Here is a 19,398-nt window from a genome sequence, read left to right on the forward strand (position 1 = left end):
TTATGGAAATAATGTTTTTTATTTCTTAAGAAAACAGAATAAAAATTGATGCTCCATGGGGACAATAGGAGCAGGAAAATAAATATATAATTTTTCTATTTTTCTGATAAAATAGGTCCTTTTCAGTGTATAATAAAATAAAAATAATCTATTCGGGGTGACCTTAGCATGGAAAATAAACCATTCCATTATGACGGAAGCGTGCAAATGAACTATGATAAAGATGACAAAGCAAACTCAAGCATTCCTTTTGAACTGACAGACGAAATGAGAAAAAATATTGGAACCAATCCATACTCAACTGAAGAACAAGAATAACCTGAGGACCCGTACTGGGTCTTTTTATTTTCAGTGGATTAAATTTCAAATAATTAGGGTAATAAAAATAGGCATGAGCAGATGACTTGAATTTCTATTTTATTTTGAATATGATTATCTCGGATTAAGAATAAAAATGTTCATACTGCAGATGAATACATACTTTATTTCTGATTCAAACTAAAATGTCAACTCAAAATAGAAAGGTGATTGAATTATGGCTCAAGTTTTGTATATTACAGCACACCCTCATGACGATAAAGTGTCATATAGTATGGCAGCAGGAAAGGCTTTTATTGATTCATACAAGGAAGCTAATCCAAATGATGAAGTAGTTCACATTGATTTATACAAGGAAAATATCCCGCAAATTGATGTGGATGTATTCAGCGGATGGGGCAAACTTCAGTCCGGAAAAGGTTTTGAGGAACTATCAGAAGATGAAAAGGCGAAAGTAGGCCGCTTATCCGAATTAAGCGAACAATTCGTTGCAGCCGATAAATTTGTATTCGTTACACCGCTTTGGAACTTCTCATTCCCTCCAGTAATGAAAGCGTATCTTGATTCTGTAGCAGTAGCCGGCAAAACTTTTAAGTATACGGCAGAAGGCCCAATTGGTTTATTGACTGATAAAAAAGCGATTCACATCCAGGCTCGCGGAGGCATCTATTCCGAAGGACCTGCAGCAGAGATGGAAATGGGTCACCGCTATTTGACAGTATTAATGCAATTCTTCGGTGTTCCTTCATTCGAGGGTCTATTTGTGGAAGGGCACAACGCAATGCCTGATAAAGCTGAAGAAATCAAAGCAGATGCTATTGCACGTGCAAAAGACAAAGCGAAAACATTCTAATCTAAAGCAGCGGATTTCCGCTGCTTTTTCTTATGAATTAGGCATATATAAGTAGAGCTCTTGTCCTTGATGAATAGTATAATAAAGGCAATTAAAAAGCTGGGAACGAAAGGAGGGAGATTTGTGAAAATCTCGGAATTCAGCCCCAGTCATTTAAATGAGGATGCTGTATCCAAGCTGCTATACTTTGGGATTGAAGATAATCTCGATAAAGGGGATTTAATTTTTGTGCCAGGAAGCAGCAAGGCAGCAGAATATCGGCTTCCTCAAGCCATCAGACTTTATCAAGAAGGCAGGGCTAATAAATTTCTTTTCTCCGGCGGTGTAAAGTGGCCTGGCTATGAATTGACTGAAGCAGAAATGTTAATGAAAAAAGCAATAGGGTACGGAATTCCTCCAAAAGACCTTTTCATTGAGAATATCTCTCTTCATACGAAAGAAAATGTGCTTGCCTCTATGCTGGTTATGGATCGTATGTGCGGTCTGGAGAACATATCCAATATCATCATTGTGACGGCGCCTTTTCACATGAGAAGGCTGCACATGACATTATTGACGTATATGCCAGAGTGGATTCACTATTCTCTTGTATGTTCTGATGACGGTGCAACCGGGAAGGAACAATGGATGCAAAATCCTTATGGGAGAAAAAGAGTGTTTGATGAAGCTGGGAAATTAATTGACTACGTAAAAAAGGGCATTCTAATCGATCTGGAAATATAATCTTCAGGAAAAATCCCCGCCAAAAATAAATGGCAGGGATTCTTTTAAAATGTATTGTAAATGTTCTCGCATTCTCCCGCTGTAGGCTCATAAAAGCAATGAAGCTTGAATCTTCCTACTAAAGGCTGATTATACCATGTAGCTGGACAATCTCCCGGCGGCCTGAAATACCATAAAGAAAATTTGGATGGCCAAAGCCGTTCCCCTCCTACAGCCCTCCGTGCGAGTCTCCTTTCCACTTCTCTCGGCCGCTGATAAAAATAGCCCTTCTGGACAGCTTCAAAAGCATGCGGCTGATAAATCATATCCGGAATGGTCCGAATTCCAATGAAATCAGAGCAGTTGGCCCTGATCCTGTTAATTCCCACATTTCCTACCATTAACATGCCCTGCTGGCCTTCTCCTTCTGCTTCAGCTCGAAGGAGGCGGGCAAGCAAATCTATATCTTGATCACGTGCCTTCACCACTGCCATCTGTCTCACCCTCATTTCCCTATTTTTTATAGGCTGATATATGGTATGCACAAAAAGGGGAAATGTTAAATACGGGATTTTCCCGCCAGGCTGAACGAACAGAATAATTTAAAGGGGATTTTTACAAACAGCTTTTATTTGGCATAAAAGTTTTCCGTATAATAAGGCAGTGATTTTGAATTAAAAGCAACGCCAACACCTAAAAATTCATAATCGGCACGCAGAATATTTTTGCGGTGGCCAAGTGAGTTCATTAATCCTTCATGAGCAAAGATACTGCTGAATTGACCGGAAGCAAGGTTTTCGCCGGCGACCATAAATGAAACTTCATCCGCCTGCATTCTGTCAAAAGGGGATAGGCCCTGCAGGTTGGTATGATCAAAATAATTGTTATCCGCCATATCGCTGCTGTGCTTTCGCGCCGTTTCCTTAACCGTTTCATCCCACTCCAGAACAGGAACCCCGTGATTTACTCTCTCGGCATTTGTGATATCGAAAAGCTGATATTCAAATCCTTCCTTTAGAGAGCTGCTGGCATTGGCATAAAAGGAATCTTTTTGCTCTTCAAGTGATTTGCTGATTATTTGTATGGAAGTTACCGTATTGTCACGATGCTTATCGTAAAATATGGTTACATAATTCCCATCCAATTCGTATAAATCATAATCCCGATTCTCTTCGAGCTGATAGATGACAAAGCCCTTTCTCATTTTGTCCAGCGGATCCCCAAGCTGCTGAAAAACTGAAGACTTTGGCGTTCCATAGGCTATCTCTTTTGATGAAGAAATCAAATCCTGATTAGTATAGATACCTGCAGCTTTCTCTTGCTTGTCATAAGCGACCATTACAAAATTTTGATATTGATCATGATAAGCATGCCAGTCTGTTCCAAATTCATTTGCGGAGGAACGTTTCGAGGAGCCGAGCTTGCTCTCTATTTCCGACTTCTCATCGCCAATTTCTATATTATGAATAGAAAAGGTTTGCTCTTCAGGAGCTTCCAAAACAGGCTTTTTGGCTTTATCCTCTGTAGTTTCATTTTCGTCACCGGTATATTGCCCGATTGTCTGAAGGAATTCATCTGCCCAGTTTTGTGCCTCTTCCATCACACCATTTATAATAGCCAGCACTTCTTCATTGTCTTTAAAAAGCTGAATATCAGATTTTATATAATCAATTACAGTTCCTGAATTAGATTCATCTGCCAATTTCCCTTCTGGCTGTGAAAAGACGAAACCGATAAATAACAGGATAAAAATAAATAAAAACTTCCTCAATAAATCTCCTCCCATATACCTTTCAACCCATATCAAAGGTATGCCCATTCATTATAAGATTTAAAAATGCGGAATTGCAAAACATTGATGCCTTCCTTATTTTTCTACCCTGTTTAGCATATTCTCTAACGCTTTTGGCTGCGCGATTAGATATTTTCCGTTTTTAAAAGGATAGTTTGGGTAACATAATTATAAAAATGAATAGATGGATAGCTGCTGCAAAGGGGGAAGCATGTTGAAATTAACACCGGAACAAAGAATTGAACTCCATGGTTTTAATAATTTGACGAAATCACTCAGCTTTAATATGTATGATGTCTGTTATACAAAGACGAGGGAAGAGCGTGAAGCCTATATAGATTATATTGATGAAGAATACAGTGCGGAGCGGCTTACAAAGATTTTAAAGAATGTTTCGGACATCATTGGTGCCCATGTCTTAAATGTGGCACAGCAGGATTATGTGCCACAAGGTGCAAGTGTGACCGTCCTGGTATCTGAAGGACCGGTAGTAGAAGTCCCGGATGAATCTTATGATGAATCTCCTGGCCCGCTGCCTGATAATGTAGTCATGCAGCTGGATAAAAGCCATATTACCGTCCATACCTATCCTGAATATCATCCCGACGAAGGAATCAGCACATTCAGGGCCGATATTGATGTATCAACATGCGGAGAAATCTCCCCGCTAAAAGCCCTTAATTACCTCATCCATTCCTTTGATACGGACATCATGACAATCGACTACAGAGTGAGGGGATTTACACGGGACACGGACGGAAAAAAACTCTATATCGACCATGACATCAGTTCAATCCAAAATTATATTCCTGAAGAAGTAAAAGAAGATTTTGATATGATCGATGTGAATATTTATCAGGCTCACACCTTTCACACAAAATGTAAAATAAGGGATTTTGATTTAGATAATTATTTATTTGGATACACGAAGGAAAAGCTTGATCCCGAGGAAGCAGAAGAGATCACTGAACGGCTTATTACGGAGATGGACGAAATTTTTTACGGGAAAAATATTAAACCCGGTTCTATAGCAGAATAAACTTGAAAAGCCTCAGGAATTGGACATCTTTTAATACCCAAACCAAATAGTACCAGATCGAAGGCAAAATTATAACCAGGAGAACAGCATATACTCCTGGTTCTTTTAATGAAAATATATAAATTAAATGGCACAACCCAAAAATAATCACATAATCTATTTCCAGAACTCCCACCATTTTTTCTCGGGTTCCTGTGCAGCAGCCGCGCTTCGGAATGAGACGATCATATCCTGAAAAACTTCTTCCCGCTGCTTTACCTCATGCCAGTATTGTTCCCGTTCTTTATTAATTGTATCGATATAAATTTCTCTGTCTGTGTTTAACGTTTCAATCAGCGAGCTGATTTCGGTGCTGGTCACCTCAGCAGAAGATGAAATGTAATGAATCATGGTTTTGAACTCTTCAGAAGACGCTTCCGAGGATTCTGCCAGCTTGTTTGTCAAATGATGAATTTGATCTGAAGTACGTTTCGTACTTTTCGCAACTCTTTTCGAAAGAGTTCCGAACGCTTCGGAAGTATTCTCAGAAGACTGCACAATCCTTGCGCCTAGTGATTCAATTTCCTCTTTCGTTTTTTCTCCTGATTTATAGATCGAATCCGACAAGCTTTTAACAGTATGCAAAGATCCTTTGCTAATTTCTTTTTTCACTTCGTCTAAAACTTCCTTTCGAACGCCGCTGCGAATTTCATTTCTGACATCTGCAATTAAACTGTCCCTGAAACTATCCATCAATGCCATGAACTGTTTGGAGTCCATGACAGCCTGATTCTCTGTATGTAATGCTGTTTCCTGATTTATTTCCGCCAAGGATGTTTCATTTGCTTCTGAACCGGTTTCAAAAGCAAAGTCCATATGTTTTTGCATTAATTCACGGATCATATCCTTGCTTAAATTTTTATCGCGCATCTGCTTAACCTTTTCAAGCAATCCAATTTCATGGTCTGTATAAAATCGGGCTCCCTGTTTTGACCGGGGAATCATCAAAAGTCCATTTAAATCCTTTTCCCATTGCCTTAGTGTTCCAGGAGGCACATTCAGCATTTTCGAAACCTCTTTAATTGTATAAGCTTTCATATATTGCGTATCCATTTTACTCAGCCCTTTCATAAAAAATAGATTCTGAAACATTCGGATGCCAGTTCCGAAACAACTTCTAACTAACTATTCAGCATGATATCCCGTTTTTTCCTGCCGCTTGACAAAAGCTATCAAAAGAAGACGATATTCATCAGAAAAAAGCAAAAAGGAGCCATTCTGACAAAAAACATGAAGAATTTGACAGCCAGCAAGCTATTTGTCATATCAGGGCGGCTATGTCAAAATGGAAGTTGAGTTTAGGAGACTAGAATGTTATTAAAAACATCGAGATTAAGAGGGAGCAGGTTAAATTGGGTAATAGAATTATTGCTTTGTCTGTTGCTGCCGGGGTTGGTTTGACGCTGACCTTTGGAAGCATAAAGATGGGGAGCGGTGAGCCGTCTAAACAAAAAGAAATTCACTATAGTGCAGTTCCGCATGCAGAGGCAAACCATGTACCGATTGTGAAGCAGGAAATTCAGAAGAAATCCGTTCTCCTGGATGTGCCCTTGTACAATCAAATGGATAGTCCCCGTCTGTATAATGGGTGTGAGATTACTAGTTTAGCAATGATTATAAGTTATGAAGGCATTCAGGTATCTAAAAATAAATTAGCACAGGAAATTAAACGGGTCCCGCTTAGGTATAGCGGAGGTGAATACGGGAATCCCAATGAAGGCTTTGTCGGCAACATGGAGGATGGCCCAGGATTAGGCGTTTATCAGGGGCCGATTTTCGAAGTGGCGAAAAAGTATTTTCCTGAACGTGCTGAGAATCTGACTGGCAAACCATTTGATGTGGTGCTTGAAAAAATTGCAGAAGGATCGCCGGTCTGGATTATTACAACTGCAAGCCTATCGCCCGCAGCATCCTTCGAAACCTGGAATACACCGGGCGGGCCAGTCGATGTGACATTCCAAATGCATAGTGTTGCAATTACCGGATATGACGAGGAATATATCTATATTAACGACCCGTATGGCACAAAAAATAAAAAGGTGCCCAAACAGCAGTTTATAGAAGCCTGGGAGCTAATGGGATCACAGGCCATTGTCATTAACTAGCATAATAGCAAAAGAAGGGGCTGCCGCTTTGATATTATCCCCTCTAAGTAGACAGTGTAAAAAGACCATCATAAAAAATGGTGATACACTTAACTTGGAGGGGATTTTTCATGGGGAAAACAGGAAGAACGTATCAAAAATATACAGAAGATTTTAAAATAAGAGCAGTAAACCTATACAAAGAAGGAAACAAAAGTTACCGAACAGTATCGGAAGAGCTAGGTCTTCGAAGTCCAACCCAATTAAAGAAATGGGTTATGAAATTTAATCAGGGAGAGTCCTTTGAAGATTTAAGGGGACGTGCAGGCGGTAACACAGACAGTAATCCACTTAAAGGGCGCCCCAGAACGAACTTTAAAAGTATCCAAGAGGAAAGGGATTATTATAAAGCTCAGGTTGAATACCTAAAAAAGCGGTATCCAAATCTACACGAGGAGGGATCATCCCAAAAGCAGAACGATTCGAAATCATAAACGAACTAAGTGGTATTTACCCTATCGCTTGGTTAGCTGAGATTGCGCAAGTCTCAAGATCAGGTTATTATAAGTGGCTTAAAACGACCTCCCTTAGGGAGGACAGGCAGACCAAAGAATATCTAATAAAATCACATATTATGGCTATTCATCATACATACCCTTTTTATGGTTACCCTCGTATGAAAATAGCTCTTAAAGACGAAGGATTTCATATTAATCATAAGAAGGTATATCGATTAATGACTGATATGAATATTCGAGCTGAAATTAGGAAGAAGCGAAACTTCTTCGGAAGGAAGCCTTCCGTTATTTACTCAAACTTATTAAACCGTAACTTTAAGGCTCTAAAACCAGATGAGAAATACGTAACAGACATTACGTATATTCAAGTTGGAGATTCATTTTATTACCTTTCCGTTATACTCGATCTTTATAACAATGAGGTTTTAGCCTGGAATATTTCAAAGAGAAATGACTTAGAATTGGTCCTTAATACAATCGATCTATTAACACAAAAAAGAAACGTGTATGGTGCGATCCTGCATTCAGATCAAGGCTTCCAATACACGTCTAATCAATACCACAAAAAGTTAAAGAAAATAGGCATTCAAGGCAGCCATTCTCGCAAAGGAAACTGCCTCGATAATGCCTGTATTGAGTCTTTCTTCTCTCATCTAAAGACAGAGAAGCTATATCGATCACAGTTTAAAACAGAAAAAGAATTAATTCAAATACTTGAAGAATACATGTATCTCTATAACTATAAAAGATTCCAGAAAAAACTAAACCAGTGTGCTCCGGTTGAATACCGACTCACACTGGCTGCTTAGTCTTTTTTAAGGTTGTCTACTTGACAGGGGTAAGACCACTTGCAGTCCCTTCTTTTTAGCTTGAGGATGCCAATTTCTCATACTTTAAAAAAATCCATTTTAAAAATGGAGGTACTACAAAGAAGATAAAAAACAGCCGAAATAGCTGATAGCCTGTTACTATGGCTAAGTCGGCGCCGGTTTCATGGGCCATTATGGCCATTTGATCCATTCCTCCGGGTGCCAGGCTCAAAAAGCTGGTGGCAGGTGAAAGGTGAAAAAAGTGCATAATCATAAAACTAAGCAGCACCGAACCCGTAATGAGCAGCAGGCCGCTTAAGGCAGCCAATGAAATGGTTTTGAGTTTATTGGCCAGCTTTTCCGGCTTCATCATCATGCCGATGTGGGCCCCGATTAATAGCTGTGATAAATCCAAAACAGCTGGCGGGAGTTCAGGTCCATTTATACCGGAAATGACAAGAGCCGCGGTTCCCATAATCGGACCGAGCAAGTACGGCGTAGGGAGCCTCAGGCGTTTGCTTAGGATAATGCCAGCGGCTGAAACGAAGACAAACAGGAAAATATCAGGGAATAAATCTCTCCATAGAGGTTCTGCAGCTTCAAAACCTGGACCACTAGATACATTCAGCCAAGGTCCGAATACTAGTACAGGGACGATGAAGATAATCATCGTCAGCCGTGCGACCTGCATAAAGGTAACAACCGTGATATCGATTCCTTTGACTTCCTCTGCCAGAAGAATCATTTGTGACAGACCTCCGGGAATACTGCCGATCAAAACTGTCGGATAGTCGATGCCCATTAATTTCGCAATGAGAAATGCAGATATGGCGCTAAAGAGAACCATGCAAACGGTAACGAGCAAAATAAAAGGGAGCTTCTGAAGGATAAGCAGGACCGCTTCCTGTGTAAAAGAAAGGCCGATGCTGTATCCGACGAGGATAATCCCGCCATCGCGAAATCCGGCAGGCCAATAAAACGGAATCCTGCTGAGCCTGCTTCCAATCATAACGGCAGTCAATGCACCAAGCAAAAAGGCGACCGGAATATGCAGCAAAGAAAATAATACTGCACCCAATACAGCAGTAAAAAATGTGATTAATAAATTCTTATTCACAATAAAACCTTCTTTTATTTAGTATACCTAAAGATATTTATACCATATAAAAACAATGAATGAATTACAAGTTTTATAAAATCATATGTTTTCATACAATTTATTAAAGAGAAGATCATTTTATAGAAGGGGGACTAACCATGCCGGAAAAATTAAGCCATTTTGTTTTCATCTTATCGTTTATATGCCTCGGTTTGTTTTTGCTGATGGGTTTTTCGCCTCTGTATGATATTTATCTGAATAAAATCGGCCATCGTCCATTTTCGCTCCTCCTGCTCCTGACAGTCCTTGTCTTCCTCGTGAGTATTTTTGTCTTAAAGAAAGTCCAAAACTGGCAGGAGGGCTTTCATGTATTATTTTCCATTATCCTCACACTGTTTCTTTCATCCGTCTTAGCGATCATCGTGTTCTTTGGGGGCCTATTTAGGTAAATGTAAAGAGCCTGCACCATCAGGGGTACAAGCTCAGCCAATTTATTGGATTGGCATCCAGTTTACTTTCCATATTCCTTCGCTGTTTTTGCTCAGGCCGAAGCCAAACCCATCCTCCTCAGAAATTGAAATATAAGCTGAAGAGTCATCAATAATGACTACTTCTAAACGGGCGTTCTTCACTCGATGCAATAATGTCTGTTCTTCTGGGATAGATGGAGACTCGGTTATAGCAATAAGGTAATGATTCAGGGTAGGAAACGGTTTTTCGATACCCGGATCATGGTTAAACAATGCATATTGAGTATAATAATCCTCAATTTCCTCTGCAAACAAGTACAGCTGGAAAACTTCTGCCGGGCTTAAACCTCTTAAGATCTCATCCGTCCCTCTTAAAGAAAATTCTTTATACACATGGTTTAAAGGCTCCCGAAGGACCAGTTCCGCATTATTATTCAGGGGCAGCTGGAATGGAACAGCTTCCGATTCAGGTTCTTTTGGCGCTGCCACCTCCAAGACTTCAGCCAGATGTACAGAGCCTTCCGCAGCGCGATATCCGCCTATAATTATAGAAACACCTTCTGCTTTAATTGGTGCGGCTGCGCCAAATACCTTTTTTAGCATCTCCTGATCCGTTTCATTAAAAGTCATTTTTATGTTCTTGCCATCCATGAGCGGCAGCAATTTTAAGGAATCACGATCTGGCAGAAAATATACATTTTCTTCACGAAAATCCAGAGTGCCTGTGACCTCTGCCTTCCCAGTAAAAAATGCAGATAGGTGCCCATATGAGTCCTTCTCAAAACCATTCAATTTCCAGTTGTTTAGCATATCACCCTCAGTAAGGCCAGGATAAAAATCTTTATCTGCAATGACGGTCTCCTGTCCATTTTGCTTGGTAAAGACATCTGTCTGAATTCCGGCAATCCCGCCAATCAATAGTACAAACCCAGCAGCTGCAGCTGCAGAAAGAAGCATTGGAACATAGTCTTTTTTTCTGCTTTTAACAGCAGAAGTGCCGATCCGGTTTCTGACTCTCTGTTTTTCCTCTTCTGTGAAAACTGAATCTTTCGTCCATGCAGCATTCAATACTTTCTTCACTTCATGATTCAGATCAGCCATGCTGTTCACCTCTTTCTGATGCAGATATTATCTTCCTGACTTTTTCATGTCCTCTGTACAGCCGTGTTTTTACGGTTGAAATGGGAATATTAAGAGCTTCACTTATTTCAGCCAGACTGAGATCCTGGTAATAATGGAGAAGGAAGACTTCGCGATATTTTACTGCTAGGGATTCTATCGTTTTTAGCAATTCATGCTGTTCATCCTGTTCAAGAAAGGATGCTTCAGGATCTTTTTCTCTATCCTTTTTCAGGAAAAAAACCTTTTCATTCATAATCATATTGCGGTAATGCCAGCTTTTAAGATAGTCTTTGCTTTTATTAATAGCAATTGTAAAAATCCACGTTTTAAAGGAAGATCTTTGCTGGAAACTTTCCAGCTTTTCATACACAGTAATAAAGGTATCCTGTGTTAGATCACTGGCAGCATTCCAGTCTTTAACATAACTGTATATTAATCTCTTCAGAACGGTTCCATACTCATCCATGATCATTTCAAGAACGAGAGCACGGTCCACTTGATCAGCAATTGACCGTTTTACATACTCATCAGTGCTCACATGACTGCCTCCTTGCTTAAATGCCAGCTGCCGATTTCGGCTGCCTTTTGTTTGACTGACAGTTAGACGACAGATACAAGCATATCGCTTCAACTTTTTGCATTTATTAAGATTATACAAAAAAACCGCAAACCATTTGGTGTGCGCCTGATTATTTAATCCTGATTAAAAAAAACACATCAATGCATAGGTTAAGAACAGAAGGAACCAAAATAATATGGAAGACATTCATCATCACCTCATTTGTTCAAATTAAGTAATTCCAGCCTATACATTTAGGTTGGGAATAATAATCCATATATTAACAAAATGATTCTGCCCAAGTGTTTTCTTTTTGATGGGAGGATTGTTTATTTATATAATGGCTATATTGTGCAAGAAAGAAGGGAGATTATTATGTCGCAATCAAATATTGCTCCAGAGATCAAATTAATCGCTCTTGATATGGATGGAACCTTGTTGAATTCCAGAGGGGAAATTCCTGATGAAAACCGTAAGGCCATACGAGAGGCGAAGGAAAAAGGAATTGAAGTTATTTTGAGCACTGGAAGATCCAGGCTTACGGCAGGCGATCATGCAGATTCTTTGGAGTTGAACTCCTACTTGATCACGGTCAACGGCAGTGAAATATTTGGCCCTGATGGTGAATCAATCTCAAGGACCCCAGTTGATTCTAAAGTAATGGAATGGATGTGGGACCTATCCCAGTCACATAAGACCAATTTCTGGGCAACCAGCTGTGAACAGGTTTGGAAGAATGAAATGCCTGAAAATATTCATGACCATGAATGGCTTAAATTTGGGTTTGATATATCAGATGATGAAATCAGGGAACTCATTCATAAAGAGCTTCAAACAAAAGGGGACCTGGAAATTACAAATTCCAGCTTAACCAATATTGAGGTAAATGCTCTGGGCATCAATAAAGCCAAAGGTATCAAGAAGGTAACAGAGCTTCTTGGCATTTCGATGGAAAATGTAATGGCAATGGGTGACAGCTTGAATGATATTGCCATGATCGGGGAAGCAGGCTGGGGAGTAGCAATGGGAAATGCTCAGGATATTGTGAAAGAAACAGCCAATGCTGTTACGGGAACAAATGATGAAGCTGGTGTTGCACAGGCAATCCGAAAGTGGGCTCTTTAAAGAATAAAAACCGGCAATCATGCCGGTTTTGGCTTATTTCGATGATTTTTTGGCATTTAGAATGGTTTCTTCCAATTCTACTTCTACGTTTCCTTTAATCGCTCTGGAAATCATACAGGATGCCTCAGCTTTTTGAGCCAGCTTTCGCGCAAGTGAATGATCCTTTTCAGTCGCGTCAGCGTTTAACAAGATAACAGGACGATGAATAATTTTCTTATAGGTGATTACTCCTTTGGTTACATCCACAATTCCAATTGATTCCATCGTAAGATTTTCTTTCTTGAGTTTGCTCCGTTCCATCATGGCTGCCAGGGTAATAATATAACAAGTTGCCGCCGCCCCCAGCAGCATTTCATCCGGATTCGTTCCGATTCCGGGACCTTCCATTTCTGGCGGAATGGATACCTTTGTTTTAAGCCCGCCTGTTTCAATTTCTCCGACATCATTTCGAAGTCCTGGCCAATGTGCTTTTAAATGGAATTGATGTTCAGCCATTCTTTGGTTCCTCCAAGTTATGTATTTCTATTTACACCTTAAAGAGGGACAGCCAGAATTGCAAGACTTTACAGATTTAACGTTTCAGGCTAAGATGAAAACAGCCAACTTAATAGTTTTACTGCTAGGGGTGCCCGATGCTCGCGGGCTGAGAAAGAAACCGGACTGTTTTTTACCCTTCGGACCAGATCTGGATCATACCAGCGTAGGAAAGTAGTAATTGCGGGGAACGATGTTCTTTCTCTTAGATTATTCAGCCAGGTCCAATTGCGGATCTGGTTTTTATTTTGTTCTCATTCACAAGGGGCAAAAGGGGAAAAGCTATTGAGTGGAGATTGCAGAGGAGGATTTAATGTGAACATTCAGGAGATTAGCAGTCTATTGGAAAAAATAAGAGAGTCAAACCCTCTTGTACATAATATTACAAATGTAGTGGTAACAAACTTTACTGCAAATGGCCTGCTGGCAATCGGGGCATCACCAGTGATGGCATATGCACATGAAGAGGCAGCTGACATGGCTAAAATAGCAGGTGCATTGGTTCTCAATATGGGAACACTGACTGAAAAAGAAGTAAAAAGTATGCTCATAGCGGGCAAATCAGCAAATCAGCATGGGGTGCCAGTCATTTTTGACCCGGTTGGTGTAGGCGCCACGGCCTATCGCACAGAAACAGCTAAAAGAATATTAGAAGAATTAAATATTACCATCATAAGAGGCAATGCTGCAGAAATTGCCAACGCTGCTGGACAGAAATGGAGTATTAAGGGCGTAGATGCAGTTGAAGCAGCAGGAAATACTTCAGAGCTTGCTGTGTCGGCAGCAAAAGAACTTGGTGCAGTCACTGTTATCACAGGAAAACAGGATATCGTTTCAGATGGAAGATCCACTTTTGCCATTAACAATGGCCATCCTCTTCTAACGAAAGTAACGGGAGCCGGATGTCTTCTTACTTCTGTAATAGGAGCTTTCGCTGCTGTCGAAAAGGATCCTGTAAAAGCGTCAGTAACTTCATTGGTCATTTATGGCACTGCCGCAGAAATCGCTGCAGAAAAATCGGATGGCAAAGGCCCAGGCACTTTCCAAATCGAGTTTTTGAATAGCTTATATAACATTTCTGCTGCAGATGTTGCATCATATGGCTCTTTTGAAAAAACGAACGGATAGGAGGCAATATAAATGAAAGTGAACAAAGCTTTAACCATAGCGGGTTCGGATAGCGGCGGCGGCGCGGGCATTCAGGCAGACTTAAAAACATTTCAGGAACTCGGTGTTTTTGGCATGTCTGCTTTGACTGCGGTAACAGCTCAAAACACCAAGGGCGTTCAGGGAGTTTATCCAATGACAGCAGAGGCAGTTTCTGCTCAAATTCAATCGATAGGAGAAGACCTCAGACCTGACGCTGTGAAGACAGGAATGCTTTTTAGTGCAGATATAATCGGGAGTGTTTCCAATGAAATTGTGAGATACGGCTGGGAAAATGTCGTCATTGATCCAGTGATGATTGCAAAGGGAGGAGCAAGTCTTCTTCAAAATGAAGCGGTATTAGCGATGAAAAAGCATCTTATACCTCTCTCTATGGTGATTACCCCGAATATTCCAGAGGCAGAGGTTTTAACGGATATAAGGATTCGTTCACTGGAGGATAAAAGAGAAGCAGCAAAAAAACTGCATCACCTTGGAGCGAAAAATGTCATCATAAAAGGCGGGCATGATGAAGCAAAAGACATAGCAGCAGACCTTCTATTTGACGGAGAAAGTTTTTCGGAATTTAAGAGCAACAGAATACAAACAGCCAACACACATGGAACAGGCTGCACTTTTTCGGCTGCTATAACCGCTGGCCTTGCTGACGGCCTTACCGTGCCAGAAGCTGTTGATCGGGCAAAACAATTCATCCAGGCAGCAATTGAATATGAATTGGGAATTGGCAGCGGTCATGGACCTACCAATCACTGGGCGTTCAATAGAAGAAAGAAGGAGACTGAAGTATATGGCTGTTAATCCGCAGGAAATGAGAAACTTATTAAAAGTATACTTTATAATGGGCAGCACAAATTGCCATCATGATCCTGAAAAAGTCCTTCAATCAGCCATCAAAGGAGGCATAACGTTATTTCAATTCCGTGAAAAAGGAGCCGGTTGCCTTCATGGAAAAGAAAAGGAATCGCTCGCAAAAAAGTTCCAAGCAATCTGCAAAGAGAGCAATATCCCTTTTATTGTAAATGATGACATTGAATTGGCACTAAAAATAAATGCAGATGGTGTCCATATAGGCCAGGACGATGAAGCAGCCGATGTGGTCCGCAGGAAAATTGGCAGCAAAATCCTGGGAGTCTCAGTGCACAGCATGAAGGAAGCTGAAACAGCGATCCGTCAAGGCGCAGATTACCTTGGCATAGGGCCTATTTATCCAACATCCACAAAGGAAGATGCCAAAGTCGTTCAGGGGCTTACTTTTTTGACAGAATTGAGATCTGCTGATATCCAAATTCCTGTTGTAGGAATAGGCGGAATTACTTCTGAAAATACACCTCCCATTATTAAGACAGGAGCGGACGGTGTATCTGTCATTTCTGCAATCAGCCAGGCGGATTTACCTGAAGAATCAGCAAAACAATTACATGATGCAGTAAATAGTATAATGAGAAATGCCCATTGATCTGGGCATTTTTTTATTATAAGGACGTTTGAAATTCTCATGTTTATCCCAATCTATTGAGGGTAGCTCACTAAAAAACAATAGAAACAGAGGGATGAACAATTGAAAAAGTGGATGGAAACAGGCCTCTATATTCAAATGGCAGCCGTATTGCTGGTCGTCTATTATGGCTTCTTTTCAGGACTTGTGGCTGCGGAAACAAAAATGGCTGAATTCGAAGGGAAAATAGAGGAAAAATATCGGCAGACTTCGGTTGATAATTACTTGAGCAACTTTAGCACGCACGAAGAATATTGGATTCGGCTGGATAATGGCAAATCCTTTGAGCTGACGGCAACATTATATGAAAGTATTAAGCGGGGTGAAAAGGTCAAATTAGTGCAGATGAATGCCGGAACCATGATATTTAAGCAATAAGCCACTCTTTTCAAAGTATGATATATTTACCCGTATTTTTGTTGATTGCCGTTCACGTTACAGTACTTTACCTGTGCAAGTAATGAATATCCATGATAATGTTGTATACAGGCAGATTTTTTAACATAAGGAGATATAATAGCAATGAAACTGGTTTCATGGAATGTGAATGGCATAAGGGCATGTGTGAAAAAAGGGTTCATGGATTACTTCAAAGAAGTGGATGCAGACATTTTTTGCATTCAGGAATCCAAACTGCAGGAAGGACAGATCGAGCTCATATTGGAAGGCTATCACCAATACTGGAATTATGCGATAAAAAAAGGATATTCCGGTACAGCTGTTTTTACAAAAAAAGAACCGCTTTCTGTTCGCTATGGATTGGGCGATGACGAAACAGAACCTGAAGGCAGGATTCTCACGCTTGAGTATGAAAGCTTTTATCTCGTTAATGTCTATACGCCGAATTCACAGCGTGACCTGGCCCGGCTTCCATTCCGTCTTGAATGGGAAGAGCGGATCCGGGAGTATTTACTCGGCCTGGATCAGATTAAGCCTGTGATCATGTGCGGTGACTTAAACGTGGCTCATTTCGAAAGAGATTTAAAAAATGCTAAATCCAACATGGGCAACTCAGGTTTTACGGATGAAGAACGGGCAAAAATGACCAGATTGCTTGGTTCTGGGTTTGTTGATGCATTCCGCTATAAATACCCTGAAGCCGAAGGAGCATATACCTGGTGGTCGTATATGGCCAAGGTAAGAGAGCGGAATATAGGCTGGCGGATTGATTATTTTATCGTGTCCGAAAATCTAAAAGAAAGAATAATAGATTCACAGGTTCACTGCGACATTATGGGCAGCGATCATTGCCCGGTAGCGCTTGAATTGGATATGTAAAGCGAAACCCCTGCGGTGATGCAGGGGTTTTGTTTTAGTAAAACAGGCAATAATTGAAATAACATTATAATAAAGGAATGGTAGAATGAACAAAACAGAGATGCTGAAGCTTTTTGTTCTTATTGAAAGAATATATCCGCCTTTTCGGATCAAGAACGAAATCGTTCATTATTATTTTAATTATTGCCGGGAATTCGACTATGAGATGGCTTTGAGCTGCATAATAGGTCATATTAGGAAAAGCCCCTATCCGCCATCAATCAGTCATATCGCATCTATATCCTCATTGCATTCTTTATCAGCTGAAATATCAGACAGCCGGAATTGGGAAAAAGAATATGTCCTTGCTAATCATGTGTCTTGATATTTCCATTAATTATTATGGAAAATCTATGTGTATTTTGTTATAATGCCATTAAATCTAATAAAAAGGTTTTCTAGGGTTCCGCAGCTTCTGCTGGCCTGGTCCGAGAGAAAACTCATAGCTATAAAAGCTATGCCACGGAAGGATAAAAGCCTGGGAGATACTGTTCATCAGATATCTTCCGGGCTTTTTTCTTTTTTCCGGGAATAATACGTTAAAAAGGGGCTGATTTCATGCAATGGCTAAAGGTATTTATAGCCGCGTTTTTTGAAGTGTTTTGGGTGATAGGTTTAAAGCATGCGGATGATCCATTATCATGGGCAGGGACCATCATATGCATAGCAGTCAGTTTTTATTTGATGATAATGGCTGGCAAAGTCCTGCCTGTGGGAACTGTATATGCAGTCTTTGTTGGCTTGGGCACTGCCGGTACAGTATTATCTGAAATCATATTTTTCGGAGAGCCATTGAAATTATCTAAAATACTGCTTGTTCTTATTTTGTTATTAGGTGTTCTGGGCTTAAAGCTAGTGACAAATGAAGATAAATCAAAAGGAGCTGAACGTTCATGAGCTGGGTGTTTCTAATTCTGGCTGGGCTTTTTGAAATGACAGGTGTCGCCATGATTAACAGCTTGCACAAAAAACGAAATTGGCAATCATTATTCCTGCTGATTGGCAGTTTTGGCGCCAGCTTCATATTTCTTGCGCTGGCAATGAAAGAACTGCCGATGGGTACAGCTTATGCGGTCTGGACTGGAATCGGTGCCTCTGGAGGAGCCATTCTTGGCATGATTCTGTACGGAGAGCCCAAAGATGCCAAACGGATATTTTTTATTGCAATGGTATTAAGTGCTGCAATCGGACTTAAACTTGTATCTTAGATATATAATGGAATTAAAAATTGGATAGGCAGGTAGGAAATGAAGAAAAATAAGATTGTTTTTACAGGGGGCGGCTCTGCCGGGCATGTGACTCCGAATATCGCCATAATAAATGAACTTTCTCAAGGAGAATGGGATATTCACTATATCGGTTCGATAAAAGGAATCGAAAAAGAATTGATTTCTGAGATTAACATACCTTATTACGGAATTAGCAGCGGAAAACTCCGACGCTACATGGATAAAGAAAATGCAAAAGATCTATTTCGTGTGTTAAGAGGGATTATCGAAGCTCGAAAGCTGCTCAAAAGGCTTAAGCCAAAGCTTGTATTTTCAAAAGGCGGATTTGTATCGGTGCCTGTTATTATTGCGGCAAGCTCATTAAAAATACCAATTTTTATTCATGAAAGTGATCTGACTCCAGGACTTGCAAACAAAATTTCTCAGCGGTTTGCAGACAGGATTTTTACTTCATTCGATGAAGCTGCAGCACATTTTCCTGCGCGAAAGACTACGTCCATAGGATCTCCGATCAGAAGGGAAATCTTCTCAGGTGATAAGGAGAGAGGAAGGGAGTTTCTTAGATTTACCGATAAAAAGCCAATTATGACTGTAATGGGAGGCAGTCTGGGGGCTAAGAAAATTAATGAAACGATCCGGGAATCCCTTCAGGAGCTGACTTCTAAATACCAAATTGTTCATCTATGCGGCAAAGGCCAGAAGGATGAGAGTTTAATAAACATTAAAGGCTACAGACAATTCGAATACATTAGCCATGAGCTTGCTGATATCCTCGCTGCAACAGATACAGTCGTCACCAGGGGAGGGTCCAATGCCATTTTTGAATTCCTTGCTTTGAAGCTTCCTATGCTCATCATTCCGCTAACCAAAAAACAAAGCAGGGGGGACCAAATACTAAACGCTGAATCGTTCTTAAAAAAAGGATTCTCGCTTACATTGGATGAAGAGAACTTAACAAAAGACAGCCTTCTTGAATCACTGGATAAACTCGAAAAAAGAAAAGGGCAAATCATTAATAACATGCAAGCCTCGCCAACAAGCGATGCACTAACTGTTTTGATAAAGGAAATTCAAAAACACCGCTGATAATTTTGAGTGCAGGTTTTTATATGATCACGGCGTCAAAT

24 protein-coding genes and 2 riboswitches are annotated in these 19,398 nt (G+C 40.4%); of the genes, 17 read left to right on the top strand and 7 right to left on the bottom strand.

Annotation, left to right across the window (positions count from 1 at the left end; translation table 11 throughout):
• The first annotated feature begins 168 nt into the window (after nucleotides 1-168).
• From QUF73_04540 to QUF73_04550, 3 genes are all read left to right on the top strand, one after another.
• Nucleotides 169-318 (top strand): hypothetical protein, encoded by a 150-nt coding sequence (locus QUF73_04540; GenBank protein MDM5225470.1) that lies wholly within the window; start codon nucleotides 169-171, stop codon nucleotides 316-318.
• Nucleotides 319-535: 217 nt separating this feature from the next.
• Entirely contained in the window at nucleotides 536-1,171 is a 636-nt protein-coding gene (locus QUF73_04545; protein ID MDM5225471.1) for an FMN-dependent NADH-azoreductase, read from the top strand.
• A 123-nt stretch (nucleotides 1,172-1,294) separates the two neighbouring features.
• Nucleotides 1,295-1,894, top strand: coding sequence for a YdcF family protein (locus QUF73_04550; protein ID MDM5225472.1), 600 nt, complete (start codon nucleotides 1,295-1,297; stop codon nucleotides 1,892-1,894).
• 44 nt (nucleotides 1,895-1,938) lie between these two features.
• Here QUF73_04550 and QUF73_04555 read toward each other — a convergent pair whose 3' ends face one another.
• Nucleotides 1,939-2,367: a cell wall hydrolase gene (locus QUF73_04555; GenBank protein MDM5225473.1), complete on the bottom strand. Its 429-nt coding sequence runs from the start codon at nucleotides 2,365-2,367 to the stop codon at nucleotides 1,939-1,941.
• A gap of 134 nt (nucleotides 2,368-2,501) precedes the next feature.
• Nucleotides 2,502-3,644, bottom strand: a complete 1,143-nt coding sequence (locus tag QUF73_04560) for a CAP domain-containing protein (protein MDM5225474.1) — start codon at nucleotides 3,642-3,644, stop codon at nucleotides 2,502-2,504.
• Between the two features lie 235 nt (nucleotides 3,645-3,879).
• Here QUF73_04560 and speD point away from each other — a divergent pair, with 235 nt between their 5' ends.
• Entirely contained in the window at nucleotides 3,880-4,704 is an 825-nt protein-coding gene (speD, locus tag QUF73_04565) for an adenosylmethionine decarboxylase (GenBank protein MDM5225475.1), read from the top strand.
• 156 nt (nucleotides 4,705-4,860) lie between these two features.
• Here speD and QUF73_04570 read toward each other — a convergent pair whose 3' ends face one another.
• A complete protein-coding gene (locus QUF73_04570; GenBank protein MDM5225476.1) occupies nucleotides 4,861-5,796 on the bottom strand; it encodes a MerR family transcriptional regulator in 936 nt (311 codons plus the stop codon).
• Nucleotides 5,797-6,095: 299 nt separating this feature from the next.
• On the opposite strand from QUF73_04570, the gene QUF73_04575 reads away from it, so the two are divergent.
• Nucleotides 6,096-6,848: a C39 family peptidase gene (locus QUF73_04575; protein MDM5225477.1), complete on the top strand. Its 753-nt coding sequence runs from the start codon at nucleotides 6,096-6,098 to the stop codon at nucleotides 6,846-6,848.
• 110 nt (nucleotides 6,849-6,958) lie between these two features.
• Nucleotides 6,959-8,154 (top strand): IS3 family transposase gene (locus QUF73_04580; GenBank protein MDM5225478.1). Its coding sequence is split into 2 segments (ribosomal slippage): nucleotides 6,959-7,265 and nucleotides 7,265-8,154, totalling 1,197 coding nucleotides; the frame shifts between segments, so codons are not numbered across the junction.
• 55 nt (nucleotides 8,155-8,209) lie between these two features.
• Here the strand turns inward: QUF73_04580 and QUF73_04585 are convergent.
• Nucleotides 8,210-9,271, bottom strand: coding sequence for an AbrB family transcriptional regulator (locus QUF73_04585; GenBank protein MDM5225479.1), 1,062 nt, complete (start codon nucleotides 9,269-9,271; stop codon nucleotides 8,210-8,212).
• A gap of 140 nt (nucleotides 9,272-9,411) precedes the next feature.
• Between QUF73_04585 and QUF73_04590 the strand changes: the two genes are divergently transcribed.
• Nucleotides 9,412-9,702: a hypothetical protein gene (locus tag QUF73_04590; protein MDM5225480.1), complete on the top strand. Its 291-nt coding sequence runs from the start codon at nucleotides 9,412-9,414 to the stop codon at nucleotides 9,700-9,702.
• 42 nt (nucleotides 9,703-9,744) lie between these two features.
• Here the strand turns inward: QUF73_04590 and QUF73_04595 are convergent, their stop codons facing one another.
• Nucleotides 9,745-10,824, bottom strand: a complete 1,080-nt coding sequence (locus QUF73_04595; GenBank protein ID MDM5225481.1) for a hypothetical protein — start codon at nucleotides 10,822-10,824, stop codon at nucleotides 9,745-9,747.
• The gene (locus QUF73_04600; protein ID MDM5225482.1) at nucleotides 10,817-11,383 is read right to left on the bottom strand and encodes a sigma-70 family RNA polymerase sigma factor; all 567 of its coding nucleotides are present in this window, start codon (nucleotides 11,381-11,383) and stop codon (nucleotides 10,817-10,819) included. The genes QUF73_04595 and QUF73_04600 overlap by 8 nt, the downstream gene beginning before the upstream one ends.
• Before the next feature lie 396 nt (nucleotides 11,384-11,779).
• On the opposite strand from QUF73_04600, the gene QUF73_04605 reads away from it, so the two are divergent.
• A complete protein-coding gene (locus QUF73_04605; protein ID MDM5225483.1) occupies nucleotides 11,780-12,529 on the top strand; it encodes a Cof-type HAD-IIB family hydrolase in 750 nt (249 codons plus the stop codon).
• A 33-nt stretch (nucleotides 12,530-12,562) separates the two neighbouring features.
• Here the strand turns inward: QUF73_04605 and QUF73_04610 are convergent, their stop codons facing one another.
• Nucleotides 12,563-13,024: an OsmC family protein gene (locus QUF73_04610; GenBank protein MDM5225484.1), complete on the bottom strand. Its 462-nt coding sequence runs from the start codon at nucleotides 13,022-13,024 to the stop codon at nucleotides 12,563-12,565.
• A 116-nt stretch (nucleotides 13,025-13,140) separates the two neighbouring features.
• Nucleotides 13,141-13,253, top strand: a riboswitch (TPP riboswitch).
• A 125-nt stretch (nucleotides 13,254-13,378) separates the two neighbouring features.
• Here QUF73_04610 and thiM point away from each other — a divergent pair.
• The 9 genes from thiM to QUF73_04655 all read left to right on the top strand — a co-directional run bounded on the left by thiM (nucleotide 13,379) and on the right by QUF73_04655 (nucleotide 19,357).
• Nucleotides 13,379-14,191, top strand: a complete 813-nt coding sequence (gene thiM, locus QUF73_04615) for a hydroxyethylthiazole kinase (protein MDM5225485.1) — start codon at nucleotides 13,379-13,381, stop codon at nucleotides 14,189-14,191.
• 12 nt (nucleotides 14,192-14,203) lie between these two features.
• Nucleotides 14,204-15,028, top strand: a complete 825-nt coding sequence (thiD, locus tag QUF73_04620; protein ID MDM5225486.1) for a bifunctional hydroxymethylpyrimidine kinase/phosphomethylpyrimidine kinase — start codon at nucleotides 14,204-14,206, stop codon at nucleotides 15,026-15,028.
• The gene (thiE, locus tag QUF73_04625; protein MDM5225487.1) at nucleotides 15,018-15,686 is read left to right on the top strand and encodes a thiamine phosphate synthase; all 669 of its coding nucleotides are present in this window, start codon (nucleotides 15,018-15,020) and stop codon (nucleotides 15,684-15,686) included. The genes thiD and thiE overlap by 11 nt, the downstream gene beginning before the upstream one ends.
• A 102-nt stretch (nucleotides 15,687-15,788) precedes the next feature.
• Nucleotides 15,789-16,103, top strand: coding sequence for a hypothetical protein (locus QUF73_04630; protein ID MDM5225488.1), 315 nt, complete (start codon nucleotides 15,789-15,791; stop codon nucleotides 16,101-16,103).
• Between the two features lie 144 nt (nucleotides 16,104-16,247).
• Nucleotides 16,248-17,003: an exodeoxyribonuclease III gene (locus QUF73_04635; GenBank protein ID MDM5225489.1), complete on the top strand. Its 756-nt coding sequence runs from the start codon at nucleotides 16,248-16,250 to the stop codon at nucleotides 17,001-17,003.
• A gap of 85 nt (nucleotides 17,004-17,088) precedes the next feature.
• Entirely contained in the window at nucleotides 17,089-17,367 is a 279-nt protein-coding gene (locus tag QUF73_04640; GenBank protein MDM5225490.1) for a hypothetical protein, read from the top strand.
• Nucleotides 17,368-17,429: 62 nt separating this feature from the next.
• Nucleotides 17,430-17,529, top strand: a riboswitch (guanidine-I (ykkC/yxkD leader).
• Nucleotides 17,530-17,600: 71 nt separating this feature from the next.
• Complete coding sequence (locus QUF73_04645; GenBank protein MDM5225491.1) at nucleotides 17,601-17,939, top strand: multidrug efflux SMR transporter; 339 nt, start codon at nucleotides 17,601-17,603, stop codon at nucleotides 17,937-17,939.
• Complete coding sequence (locus QUF73_04650; GenBank protein MDM5225492.1) at nucleotides 17,936-18,250, top strand: multidrug efflux SMR transporter; 315 nt, start codon at nucleotides 17,936-17,938, stop codon at nucleotides 18,248-18,250. Before QUF73_04645 ends, QUF73_04650 begins: the two co-directional genes overlap by 4 nt.
• A gap of 39 nt (nucleotides 18,251-18,289) precedes the next feature.
• Entirely contained in the window at nucleotides 18,290-19,357 is a 1,068-nt protein-coding gene (locus QUF73_04655) for an undecaprenyldiphospho-muramoylpentapeptide beta-N-acetylglucosaminyltransferase (protein ID MDM5225493.1), read from the top strand.
• Nucleotides 19,358-19,398 lie beyond the last annotated feature (41 nt).

It is taken from the genome of Cytobacillus sp. NJ13 (assembly GCA_030348385.1).
GTDB lineage: Bacteria > Bacillota > Bacilli > Bacillales > Cytobacillaceae > Cytobacillus.

What these genes read in the sequence shown, in the direction of transcription:
- QUF73_04605 (MDM5225483.1), top strand. Translation starts at nt 11,780, where the DNA reads ATGTCGCAATCAAATATTGCTCCAGAGATCAAATTAATCGCTCTTGAT.
- thiD (MDM5225486.1), top strand. Translation starts at nt 14,204, where the DNA reads ATGAAAGTGAACAAAGCTTTAACCATAGCGGGTTCGGATAGCGGCGGC.
- QUF73_04545 (MDM5225471.1), top strand. Translation starts at nt 536, where the DNA reads ATGGCTCAAGTTTTGTATATTACAGCACACCCTCATGACGATAAAGTG.
- QUF73_04650 (MDM5225492.1), top strand. Translation starts at nt 17,936, where the DNA reads ATGAGCTGGGTGTTTCTAATTCTGGCTGGGCTTTTTGAAATGACAGGT.
- QUF73_04570 (MDM5225476.1), bottom strand. Translation starts at nt 5,796, where the DNA reads ATGGATACGCAATATATGAAAGCTTATACAATTAAAGAGGTTTCGAAA.
- QUF73_04590 (MDM5225480.1), top strand. Translation starts at nt 9,412, where the DNA reads ATGCCGGAAAAATTAAGCCATTTTGTTTTCATCTTATCGTTTATATGC.
- QUF73_04655 (MDM5225493.1), top strand. Translation starts at nt 18,290, where the DNA reads ATGAAGAAAAATAAGATTGTTTTTACAGGGGGCGGCTCTGCCGGGCAT.
- QUF73_04635 (MDM5225489.1), top strand. Translation starts at nt 16,248, where the DNA reads ATGAAACTGGTTTCATGGAATGTGAATGGCATAAGGGCATGTGTGAAA.
- QUF73_04555 (MDM5225473.1), bottom strand. Translation starts at nt 2,367, where the DNA reads ATGGCAGTGGTGAAGGCACGTGATCAAGATATAGATTTGCTTGCCCGC.
- QUF73_04610 (MDM5225484.1), bottom strand. Translation starts at nt 13,024, where the DNA reads ATGGCTGAACATCAATTCCATTTAAAAGCACATTGGCCAGGACTTCGA.
- QUF73_04540 (MDM5225470.1), top strand. Translation starts at nt 169, where the DNA reads ATGGAAAATAAACCATTCCATTATGACGGAAGCGTGCAAATGAACTAT.
- QUF73_04595 (MDM5225481.1), bottom strand. Translation starts at nt 10,824, where the DNA reads ATGGCTGATCTGAATCATGAAGTGAAGAAAGTATTGAATGCTGCATGG.
- QUF73_04645 (MDM5225491.1), top strand. Translation starts at nt 17,601, where the DNA reads ATGCAATGGCTAAAGGTATTTATAGCCGCGTTTTTTGAAGTGTTTTGG.
- thiE (MDM5225487.1), top strand. Translation starts at nt 15,018, where the DNA reads ATGGCTGTTAATCCGCAGGAAATGAGAAACTTATTAAAAGTATACTTT.
- QUF73_04640 (MDM5225490.1), top strand. Translation starts at nt 17,089, where the DNA reads ATGAACAAAACAGAGATGCTGAAGCTTTTTGTTCTTATTGAAAGAATA.